This window comes from Cytophagaceae bacterium ABcell3 (assembly GCA_030913385.1).
In the GTDB taxonomy this organism is placed as follows: Bacteria; Bacteroidota; Bacteroidia; order Cytophagales; family Cytophagaceae; genus ABcell3.
The window spans coordinates 752,858-764,814 of sequence record CP133159.1 but is presented as its reverse complement, the minus strand read 5'-3'; the positions used below and the strand labels follow the sequence as shown (position 1 = coordinate 764,814).

Genomic DNA, 11,957 nt, shown 5'->3' with positions numbered 1-11,957 from the left:
AAGGTGAGCGCAAAGTCTAGCTTGGCAGTCTTTACGCTCACTATATAATTTATTCAGGTGTAGTGAACACTACATCACCGGAAGAGCCGATTACTTTAGAGTCAGCATTATAACCTTTTACTTTAACATGGTACTCAGTATCGCCTTGAATACCCTCGTTGATGGTAAACCTGATTCTGTCGCCATCCTCATCAATAGTAGCAATTTTCTCTAAGTCGTTTCCTTTTTCAGCAAAGTAAACATTGTAATAGTCAACCCCTTCTAAATGATCCCAGTCAAGTTGCACCATTAGGTTTGTATAAAAACTAGACAAGAAAATTTCTTCGACTTCATTCTCTTCTGGCTTTGGATCTTCATCTTTAGAGCAAGAAAAAAGGGATAATGTTAATAACGCTGTAAGCAAAAATAGCAAAGACCTTTTCATGATTATTTTATAAATTTGGTTTAAAATATTGTCACTATAGCCATGATTGGCCAAATGACGTGACTTTATAAATGGCAAATATATACATTAGTTTTAATAATCTACAAAAACACACCATTAAAAGAAGCCAAACAACACCATATCGTCACGTTACATTGAAAGTGTTTATATAAACTTGTAAAATGGGCCAAAACAGACGTCAATTCATAAAAAATGCAGGGTTGTTAACTTCCCTTTTATTATCTCCCTCAACCTTATTTGCATCTAAGGAAAAACTGGATTTTAACATATCCCTTGCGCAATGGTCTTTCCACCGATCTCTTTTTAAGGGCGAAATGGACACATTTGATTTTATAAAAATGGCCAGGGAAAAATTTGATATTGATGCGGTTGAATATGTCAACCAGTTTTTTGCCGATAAAGCCACCGACAAAGGCTTTTTGAATCAACTAAAGAGGCAATCAGAAGATCTAGGGGTAAAAAACCTGCTCATTATGGTAGACGGAGAAGGAAACTTGGCCGACAGAAATAAGAAAGTGCGGGAAAAAGCCGCGGAAAACCACTTTAAATGGATTGAAGCTGCCAAATTCTTGGGGTGTCACTCCATTAGGATTAACCTTCACGGAGACCATGACGAAGATATATGGAAAGATGCCGCTATAGACGGATGGGCAAGGTTGGCAGCCTTTGGCGCCGAACATGATATTCACGTATTGGCCGAAAACCATGGGCAATGGTCTTCCAAAGCAAGTTTAGTGGTGGAAGTACTGAAAGCCGTCGATAACCCTTATGCCGGCACATTGCCCGATTTTGGCAACTTTTGCGTTCGCCGGGAAAAAGGCGACTTGTGGGAATCTCCCTGCGTAGAAACTTATGATAAATATAAAGGGGTAAAAGAGCTGTTGCCTTTTGCCAAGGGGGTAAGTGCCAAAGCCTTTGACTTTGACGAAAAAGGAAACGAGACCACTATAGATTATGGCAAAATGCTATCATTGATAAAACAGTCTGGTTTCAAAGGCTATTTGGGCATTGAATATGATGGAGACCGGTTAGACGAGGTAGAAGGCATAATGGCAACAAAAAGGTTATTAGAGAAAACCAGGGAACTGATCAATGAATAAAAAAGGATTTGAAGATGAAGTTACCCAAAGCATATAATTAACTATTTTACCATCTATAATTATTCATGATGACCAAAACCTATGTTCTACCGTAGGACATACTCTAGCTTTTGAGGCTTTGTTTCCACTAACCTTTTAGCAATATATTCAAGTTCCTCGTTTTTGGATTTAGCTTTTTGCTCACCTATCCTGATGAGGTTTTGTATATTTTCAGGAGAAGCATTATCCATACTTGCCTCACCAGATTCTAACCTAGGCTCAAGCCTTATATATTGGTCTGGCACTTCTGCTGCCTCAAATATTTTTTTTAGCTGATACGATGTTGTTTGTGAAACACCGCTCATCATAGTGTCTATCAGCGGCTTTACCCAATGAATTGTGCCCCAGTTCTTGGCTTTGCTATAATCAATGCGCACCCCTGTGGTACCTGTGCTAAGAGACACTATGAACATGTCCTTGGCTTTGGGCTGTGATACTGCTTTGCGTACTTCTGCATAAGCACATAAGGTGGGGTTATTGGCAAAAACACCACCATCGATAGTACCCATTCCCTCACCAAAATTAGACAATGCAAAGGCAGGTGGGAAATACGTTGGGGCTGCCGATGTGGAACGGCAGACTTCTTTTAGAGAAAAATTTTCTTTAGGTTTTAGCTTTGCGTCATGCTGGGTGAAAAAATAAGGCCTATTCTTTTCTAAACCGTCTGACACATTTGGCCTTATAGAAAAAGAAGGTATGATACAGGGTTTGAGTAGCTGGTCAAGGGTGGATTCTCCAAAATATTTGTCAAGGCATTCTTCCAGCACATCTGGAGCGTATTTGCCTCTTAACAGACCCCAAACTGTGGTGATCTTGCGCCATAGCGTTTGCCTGAAAATCTTCTCTCCATAAGATTTGTAAAAATTCAATGCATCGTTTGCCGAAAACTTTGGACGGTTGTTGTTGTCGGGAAACAAGTAGATACACGCCAAAATACCTCCGGTACTGGTTCCAGCAATGAAATCGAAATAATCGGCTAATCTGGCATCAGGATTATTGCTGTGCTTTTTCAGCTTATCTTCCAGCGAGATAAGTATGCGTGCAGGAATAATGCCCCGTATTCCACCACCATCTATCGAAAGAATTCTGACCATTTTCTTGATAAAAAAGTTTAGTTAAAAATCGAACTGTAAGGTAGCTCTTTTATGTGAAACAGTTTTGCTATTGATAGTGCAAAACTGAAATATTGGCAATGAAATTATTTAATGTACTTGCCGTTTACCCAACCCTCCAAAAGGGTTTGTACTTTGTACCAGCCATCTTTCGCTTCTAATATTTTTACTTTTGTGCCATTGGGCAAGGGGCGAGCCGCTCTTTCTGATTCGACATCTGGCTGTAAACGTATATTTAAACTGCTGGCGGAAACTACACCTTCTTCTGGAATTTCTGGAGATTCAGCCTCATTTTGGCTCCTGTCCGGGTTCAAAATTTTATCTCTTAACTTATCAAGCGGAAATGCTGGCCCAGGATCTAATTTTCTGTTCGGCGACACCTCTTCATGTCCCAAAATATACTTAATGTTATACGTTTCCTTCAACAGTATGCACAAGTCATAAACTAAAGCGATTTGCCGTTCTGAAAAGGCATGCCAATATTTCTCGACCGTTTCATTCCTATGCACCGCTTTGACAACTTCTTCCTTAGCATACCTTCTACCAAACCAGCTATAATACCCACCATTCCGACGGGTCAGCTCACCGGCATTGTCCAGTTCAATACCAATGGAATATTGGTTAAAACCTGTCCGTTCTTTATACTGGCTTTGCCCTGCATGCCAAGCAATAATGTTGAAAGGAGCTAATTGCCTGATTTCACCATCCCTGCCAATAACAATATGCGCCGATGCACGCGATGAGGGGTTGGTAAGCGTATTGACCGCAGAAGACAAATTAGGGCCTGCTGTATAGTGTATCAGCACAGTGTCAGGCAATCCTTCCGCAAAGGCACCGCTCCTATTGGGCGTTTCCGTTACCGAAACTCCTTCCCCATGTAAATAGTAGTCTCTAATTTCCATAAAAAACTTGCGTAAAATATTAAAAAAATATGAACCGTTTTAAAAATGAAAAATAGTAAATTCGAAAGAGCATAACAACATTGTTATGAGCAAATTGCAAAACTAACTTCTTTTAACCACCCTCAGCAAAGCCGATTTGCTATCGGCCATCCTCCCCACTTGTTGGTGTTTTCACCAGCAAGCTTCATGCACATACTTTAAATCGGATGTATATGTAAGTAAACTTCGGTAGGGCAGTAATCAACTTATTGATCTTATGTAGTTGTAATGACCATATTTGTAGGTTAGCGAAAACTAAAATTTAGATAAACGGTTTTTTAAGTTCTTATTTCACCTAATTTAGCAGTTATTTTTAACTAAATTAATCCATGAAAAAACTGTTTACTTTTGTTGCTGTTGCTTTTGTAGCAACACTTACGTCGCTTAATGCTGATGCACAGGTTGCTTTAGGCGTAAGGGGCGGTGTTAATATTGCCAAATTGTACAAGATTGGACCTGGCGAATGGTCAAGCGATGAGATAGGGCCGCACTTAGGTTTAATAATTGGCTATTCCTTTAGTCAAAAATTTTCTTTGCAAACAGAGGTTAATTATTCCGGACAAGGAGATCTTATTGGATATATACGTTCAGAGGATGGATTAACTGAAAGTGGTGTGATTAACACAAGAATTAATTACCTGAGCATTCCAGTTCTGGCAAAGGCCAGGTTTGGCAGTGAAAAATTTGGATTTTTTATTAATGGCGGCCCATATATAGGATATGCTTTAAGTGGTCGCTTTCGTGAAAGTCATACTTTGGAAGGGTTTGGCTTTAGGCATAACATTAGAGATGAAGGAGAAATTGATTTTAAAGAGGATGGTTTGAAACGTTTTGATTTTGGAGTTACGTTGGGAACTGGTGTGATGTTTAAAGTGGGACCTGGTGATATTTTTGTGGAAGGAAGGTACAGTTATGGCTTAATGGATATAACAGACTGGGATGGAGAAAGGCCAGAAGGAGAAAGCCCCTTAAGAAACCGCTATTTTACCGTTTCAGCAGGCTATATCATACCATTAGGCGGTAGATAATTTATAAAATTATATAGAAGGTGCTAAAACTGTTAGTGTTGACATTTTTAGCACCTCACCCTGACCGTGTCTCCTGATCGCCTTGCCACTGCCGTTGTTTTACCCTAGTTATTATGGCAAATACATAACCGACACCAAATGGTGGATGAGTTTGGCTGGTCGCATAATATCGTTATTATGGAGAAATGTTAAGACGATCTGGAACAGGAGATACGAATGGCAAAGAAAAACGGTCAGTACCGTAAATTTTAAACATTTTTTTGGGTGTAGTATATTTACACGATAATTACCACCGTTAACTACCTGAATAATTCAAACCCATATATCGCAAATGGTAAGGTCGCCTCTTTTTTAAGAAGCGGCCTTTTTTTATCCTGGATTATGCATTAAATTTCGTTATGAGGGGCAAAAGAACAAAAAACCAGCGTATTTGGGGCATAGTGGTTCTATGGTTAAAAACCAAATGCGAGCGAAGCGTCTGATTTGAAGTTATTTTACTACGCAATAGAAAGCTTTAATGCATATTTCAGGTTTAATTTACCGCTTCAGCACTAAAAAGCCTTTTAGCGGCTCTTCCCCAGCTTCTAGGATAATGCTGTAAAAATACGTGCCCTCAGGCAGGGTTGATGCCCCAAGGCCTCTTAACCTGTTGGCCCTTCCGTCAAACACCTTATCGGAATTATTATAAGCGCTTTCTGAAAAGACCAGATCTCCCCAACGGTTATACACAGTAACCTCGTTAAAAGGATAGTTCTCTATGCCACGAATAATCCAGTCATCATTGATACCATCATCATCTGGGGAGAAACCTTTAGGAATTAAGATATCTACCACTTTAATGGTAAGTTCATCATGTGCCGAGCAACCTTTATGATCAGTAAAAGTAACACGGTAAACAGTAGTTTCCTCTGGAGAAGCCTCAGGGTATTTGATGTCATCATAGTTTAAACCAACCGAAGGCTCCCATAAGAAAGTGCCATCAGAGGGTGCATTTACTTCCAATGTGTGGGTTTCACCGCTTACAATTGTTGCATCTGAGCCTGCTGAAACAGACGGCACTGAAAACTCTTTTATATGTGTATTAATAGCGCAATTGCTGCTGTTTCCACTTTCGTCTGTTACGGTGACGTTTATAAGCTCTTCAGAAGAAACTAATTGTTCCGACAGTGGCTCTTGCGTGACCTCCCATCCTGATCCGCAAGAGTTAATTTCAATAAGTTCAGACACGTCCGGTATCATAGCTTTACATTCCGTTGAGACTTCTAGTTCAAAGCTCTCTGGGCAGGTAACTTGTAATTTACCTTGATGTATGGCAAAAGTACACTCATCAATTCCAGCTTCATTTTCTGCGGTAATGGTCACGGCCATGCCGGCAGAAACAGGTATACCGGGCGAGGGTTGTTGTGTAAGGGTTATTTCTTCTGTGCCATTTGCCTCTGCCATTTCTGTAAAGTCTGGCAGTTCGGTAACTGCGCAGTCTAATTCTTGATCGCCGGGACAAGTAACGGTCGGAGCAACGATGTCTTGGATGATGGCAAAGGTACATGAGCCTTCATTGCCATAATCATCGGTGGCTGAAAGGGTAACGGTAATTTCTTCACTAAATACAGTGCCGGATTCGGGAGACTGGGCAACCTCCAATACATTCCCACAGGCATCCATCGCCTCAACATCTGCAGTATAATCAGGTATTTCTTCACCGCTTGCCAGAACTTTGTCACCAGGGCAGGATATTGTTGGCCCTTCGGAAGGCGCTGCTATGGAAACGGTAAAAGTACATTCATCCGTACCTCCATCATTTTCCGCAGTAATGGTTATTGTCATGCCGGCAGAAACAGGTGTACCGGGCGAGGGTTGTTGCGTAAGGGTTATTTCTTCTGAGCCATTTGCCTCTGCCATTTCTGTAAAGTCTGGCAGTTCGGTAACTGCGCAGTCTAATTCTTGATCGCCGGGACAAGTAACGGTCGGAGCAACGATGTCTTGGGTGATGGCAAAGGTACATGAGCCTTCATTGCCATAATCATCGGTGGCTGAAAGCGTAACGGTAATATCTTCACTAAATACAGTGCCGGATTCGGGAGACTGGGCAACCTCCAATACATTCCCACAGGCATCCATCGCCTCAACATCTGCAGTATAATCAGGTATTTCTTCACCGCTTGCCAGAACTTTGTCACCAGGGCAGGATATTGTTGGCCCTTCGGAAGGCGCTGCTATGGAAACGGTAAAAGTACATTCATCCGTACCTCCATCATTTTCCGCAGTAATGGTTATTGTCATGCCGTCAGAAACAGGTATACCGGGCGAGGGTTGTTGCGTAAGGGTTATTTCTTCTGAGCCATTTGCCTCTGCCATTTCTGTAAAGTCTGGCAGTTCGGTAACTGCGCAGTCTAATTCTTGATCGCCGGGACAAGTAACGGTCGGAGCGACCATGTCTTGGGTTATGGCAAAAGTACATGAGCCTTCATTACCATAATCATCGGTGGCTGAAAGCGTAACGGTAATATCTTCACTAAACACTGTGCCTGCCTCGGGAGACTGTGTAACCTCCAATACATTCCCACAGCCATCTATCGCTTCAACATCTGCAGTATAATCAGGTATTTCTTCACCGCTTGCCAGAACTTTGTCACCAGGGCAGGATATTGTTGGCCCTTCGGAAGGCGCTGCTATGGAAACGGTAAAAGTACATTCATCCGTACCTCCATCATTTTCCGCAGTAATGGTTATTGTCATGCCGGCAGATACAGGTATACCGGGCGAGGGTTGTTGCGTAAGGGTTATTTCTTCTGAGCCATTTGCCTCTGCCATTTCTGTAAAGTCTGGCAGTTCGGTAACTGCGCAGTCTAATTCTTGATCGCCGGGACAAGTAACGGTCGGAGCAACGATGTCTTGGGTGATGGCAAAGGTACATGAGCCTTCATTGCCATAATCATCGGTGGCTGAAAGCGTAACGGTAATTTCTTCACTAAATACAGTGCCGGATTCGGGAGACTGGGCAACCTCCAATACATTCCCACAGGCATCCATCGCCTCAACATCTGCAGTATAATCAGGTATTTCTTCACCGCTTGCCAGAACTTTGTCACCAGGGCAGGTAATTGTTGGCCCTTCGGAAGGCGATGCTATGGAAACGGTAAAAGTACACTCATCCGAACCTCCGTCATTCTCCGCAGTAATGGTCACTGTCATGCCGGCAGATACAGGTGTACCGGGCGAGGGTTGTTGCGTAAGGGTTATTTCTTCTGAGCCATTTGCCTCTGCCATTTCTGTAAAGTCTGGCAGTTCGGTAACTGCGCAGTCTAATTCTTGATCGCCGGGACAAGTAACGGTCGGAGCAACGATGTCTTGGGTGATGGCAAAGGTACATGAGCCTTCATTGCCATAATCATCGGTGGCTGAAAGCGTAACGGTAATTTCTTCACTAAATACAGTGCCGGATTCGGGAGACTGGGCAACCTCCAATACATTCCCACAGCCATCTATCGCTTCAACTAGTGCGGTAAAGTCAGGCACTTCCTCTCCAGCCATCAGTTCCTGATCTTCTGGGCAATCAAATTCAGGCAACTCTGTTGAGGTTAACACAGATATGATAAACGAACATTCCTCTACCCCACCTTCGTTTTCTGCCGTAATAGTCACCGTCATGCCATCGGTAATTTCAGAACCTGGCGCTGGCTCCTGTAAAACAGTCATTACCCCTTCTCCCGTAACTTCAACCACTTCCGTATAATCTAGAAGCTCTATTTCACTACAATCTACTTCCAGATCTTCTATGCACACAATTTCTGGCGGCGACTGTTCCTTTATTACCCTGAACGTGCAACTGCTGGCATTTTCGCTTAAGTCAGTAGCAGTTAGGGTTATGGTAGTATCTTTGGTAAAGACAACCTCAGGCATGGGACTCTGTTCTACAAAAGGATTCTGATCGCAGTTGTCACTTACTTCTGCCAGAGAACCAAAGTCAGGCAATTCGCTGTCAATGGTCAACATTTGATCCTCAGGACAGGTTAAGTCGGGTGCTTTATTATCTATTTTTTTGTCTGTTCCGAAGAGTATAAAACTTGCACCCCAGAGAGGGTTAAAGGAAGATGTTGGTGGAGCTCCAAGTATAATATCGTCAATTCCATCACCATTAAAGTCTCCAGCAAACATACAACTTCTGAGTTCAACACCTGGTGTAGTATTTCTTATATGAAGCCCATTAATTCCGTTAATGTCTCTCAGGTGGAAAAACGGCTCCCAGTCATGTGTACCGAAAAGAACATAAGCTTTTCCGTTATATCTTCCATAAGGAGCGATTAGTAATAGGTCGTCTATACCATCATTATTAAAATCACCTGCTTTACTCAATCTAAATCCTGCCTGACCGATATGAGTATTTCCATATACAGCAAACCCATTTGTTCCATTCAGCTCATTAAGATCAAAAGAGTTTCCATAGTTGTCGGTTTGGCCGAATACCACATAACTTATACCAGCACCACTGTTTACAATGCCAACCGGAGGGGTCGCTTGTGGTGAGGAAATTACAAAGTCGCTGATCCCATCATTATTAATATCAAATCCGCTGCTTACGGATACACCTAATTCTCCATCTGTAATACCATCAATAGAGAAACCTGTTTCTTCAGAAAGGTCGCTGGTTTCAATAGTTGCTGACTCAGGGGCGGGAGCTCCATAAATGACGATCACTTGGCCACTTCGTGTAATCTCCGGATTTGGACGTGCTCCTGGTACACCAACTATCAAATCATCAAACCCGTCATTATTGATATCTCCTCCCGCATCCACCGACCTGCCAAGGTTAACACTTGCCGCATAACCATTTATTGTAAAACCATTGTTGCCGTTCAGGCCTTCTAAATCAAAAGATTGTGGGAAAGTTTGCGTACCATACACTACATAAACCTGACCTGCATTAGACATACCATTGGGATTTGCTCCCTCCGCACCAATTACAATGTCATTAATTCCATCGCCATTTATATCACCGGCGCTGCCTATTGTAAATATGCTATTATTATAAACTTGGGGAATTTCAAAACCTGTAGTTTCATCTAAATCCGCCAGGTCAAAAAGTTCAGGAAGGCCATTGGCAGAGCCATAAATTATATAGCAACCGCGTTCAGAAACTACAGCCAAGTCATTATATCCATCATTATTGATGTCTCCTAATTGCCTTATTTCATTAATTATAATAGATGTATTAGGAGCAACGATTCGGGACACTCTTGATTCGTCCAGCATATACAGATCATCAGCCGGAGGTAATTCGTCAGCAGTACCATATACAATATAAACTTCACTTGGAATGTCTTCATCCAAGTCCCTATGTTTATTGACAACGATTCCAACATCGTCATAACCGTCGTTATTGATATCGCCTAGTCCTGCAACAGCCGATGTCCTGAAATGGCGCTCAATATATGGGCCGAAAAGTGTATAGCTATTGGAGGCGTCCGTATTGTCTGGTATGGTAAATGTTCCCGGGCATTCTAGTTCTGAAACTTCTCTGATGTTGACATTGAACACACACTGGCTACTGTTTCCGCTAAAGTCGGTAGCAGTTAACACAACCTCCATTTCACCAGTAACAGGCGTTCCTCGTTCTGGGCTTTGCTCCAAGGTTACCGGCAAGTCGCAATTGTCAGAAACATGGTTTTCTGCAATGGCCCGATAGTCCAGCAAGGTAGTCCCGGCCGCTTGTACCCTGTCGTCGCAGCGGGAAAAAGAGGGAGGGATAGTATCTATATAGTCTCCTTGCGGCCTGCCATAAAATATTTGGCTGTTTCCGGCATTTCTGTCACTAGTAGACCCTATAATTATATCATCAACCCCATTATTATTAAAATCACCAGCGGCACTAATAGCGTGTGCAAAATTTCTAATCATATTGGTTCCTCGGACACTAAAACCATTCTCACCATCCACACTTCCACTATTGAAAACCGTCCCCGGCCAATCAGGACTACCGTAAATCACCCAAAAACTTCCTGAGTTAAATGATGAACTTAATATTATATCGTCCACGCCATCATTGTTCACATCTCCGGCATAACCCACCCTATTTCCTAATGAGGCAAATTGAACGTTGCCTTCTATGGTAAACTTACTACTACCACCATACTCCAGGATGCTTTGGCTTGCAGGAAAAGGTTGTTCTCTTCCATAAATTACAAAAACCTTCCCTTGCCTAACATTACCGTCAATTTCTGTATCAGGTGCAGATATTATAAAATCGTCGATGCCGTCATTATTGAAGTCTCCAGCCGAGGAAACCGTGCTGCCAAAACGGCCACCATCCTGCTCGCCTATGATTTCAAAACCAATGTCTTCATTCATGTTGGAGAGTTCGACTTCCAACGTCCTATCCTGGCTCCCGTAAACCACAAAAGCTTTCCCAGTATTCCCTTCGCCAGATGTAGCATTCGGCGCCCCTACAGCTATATCGTCCAGTCCGTCATTGTTAATATCGCCAATATACCTAGGCAATAAAGTGGAGATACTGCTGGTAAATGTAAAGCACTCGTCTTCCCGTTCAAAAATGTCAAATGCCTCACCAATTCTTTCTTCATTTCCAAAAAGAATATAAGAGGTACTTTCAGACTGTGACATGATATTCCTGGTTCTTAAAATAAGATCGTCATAACCATCACCGTCAAAATCCCCGTTTCCGATCACGGAGACATACGTATAAGCAAATGGATTAGAATAGCTTCTATATATAGCAAAACCGTTTGACCCATCAATGTCCGATACCAACAATACTTCAGGTAGGTTTGTGCCACCAAATATCACATAGTTGGTATCTCGCCCAGCTACGACCAAGTCACTAAAACCATCCCCATTAAAGTCGCCAGCAGGGCTAGAAACGCCTAGCCTATTGCCTTCAAAATGGCCTCTAATGGTAAAACCGTTAGACCCATCAAGCGATGCTGGGTCAAATTCTGTATCAAGCCCACCTTCTCGTCCAAATAAAACATAAACTTCGCCTACGTTGCTTTCGTCGGCATCCATAGTAGGGGCTGATATAGCAACATCACTAATGCCATCCCCATTCATGTCGCCTATATGGATTACCTGGCTTCCCATTGACGACTCACCATCTACGGCATTTACAATAGTCATTGACGAGTCTGGCACATCTGTAACAAGCACTTGTGGACATTGACTGCGAAGCTCGTCTGATAGACCAACCTTAAATATTAGAATTAGAAGCAAGCAAACTTGCTTAATATTAATGCCACCTAAAACAGCAACCGATTTATATTTAGGGTAATTCATTGAAT

6 protein-coding genes are annotated in these 11,957 nt (G+C 42.4%); 2 read left to right on the top strand and 4 right to left on the bottom strand.

What is annotated here, in order from left to right; translation table 11 throughout:
• Positions 1-49: 49 nt before the first annotated feature.
• Complete coding sequence (locus RCC89_03230; GenBank protein WMJ72183.1) at positions 50-424, bottom strand: hypothetical protein; 375 nt, start codon at positions 422-424, stop codon at positions 50-52.
• A 359-nt stretch (positions 425-783) separates the two neighbouring features.
• On the opposite strand from RCC89_03230, the gene RCC89_03225 reads away from it, so the two are divergent.
• Entirely contained in the window at positions 784-1,545 is a 762-nt protein-coding gene (locus RCC89_03225) for a TIM barrel protein (protein ID WMJ72182.1), read from the top strand.
• 86 nt (positions 1,546-1,631) lie between these two features.
• Here RCC89_03225 and RCC89_03220 read toward each other — a convergent pair whose 3' ends face one another.
• Positions 1,632-2,678 carry a CBASS cGAMP-activated phospholipase gene (locus tag RCC89_03220; protein WMJ72181.1) on the bottom strand — a complete coding sequence of 349 codons (1,047 nt, stop codon included), beginning with the start codon at positions 2,676-2,678 and terminating at the stop codon, positions 1,632-1,634.
• 104 nt (positions 2,679-2,782) lie between these two features.
• Positions 2,783-3,598: an N-acetylmuramoyl-L-alanine amidase gene (locus tag RCC89_03215; GenBank protein WMJ72180.1), complete on the bottom strand. Its 816-nt coding sequence runs from the start codon at positions 3,596-3,598 to the stop codon at positions 2,783-2,785.
• A gap of 368 nt (positions 3,599-3,966) precedes the next feature.
• Between RCC89_03215 and RCC89_03210 the strand changes: the two genes are divergently transcribed.
• Positions 3,967-4,665 carry a porin family protein gene (locus RCC89_03210; protein ID WMJ72179.1) on the top strand — a complete coding sequence of 233 codons (699 nt, stop codon included), beginning with the start codon at positions 3,967-3,969 and terminating at the stop codon, positions 4,663-4,665.
• Between the two features lie 537 nt (positions 4,666-5,202).
• On the opposite strand, the gene RCC89_03205 is transcribed toward RCC89_03210, so the two are convergent.
• Positions 5,203-11,952 (bottom strand): gliding motility-associated C-terminal domain-containing protein, encoded by a 6,750-nt coding sequence (locus tag RCC89_03205; GenBank protein WMJ72178.1) that lies wholly within the window; start codon positions 11,950-11,952, stop codon positions 5,203-5,205.
• Between the last annotated feature and the right edge of the window lie 5 nt (positions 11,953-11,957).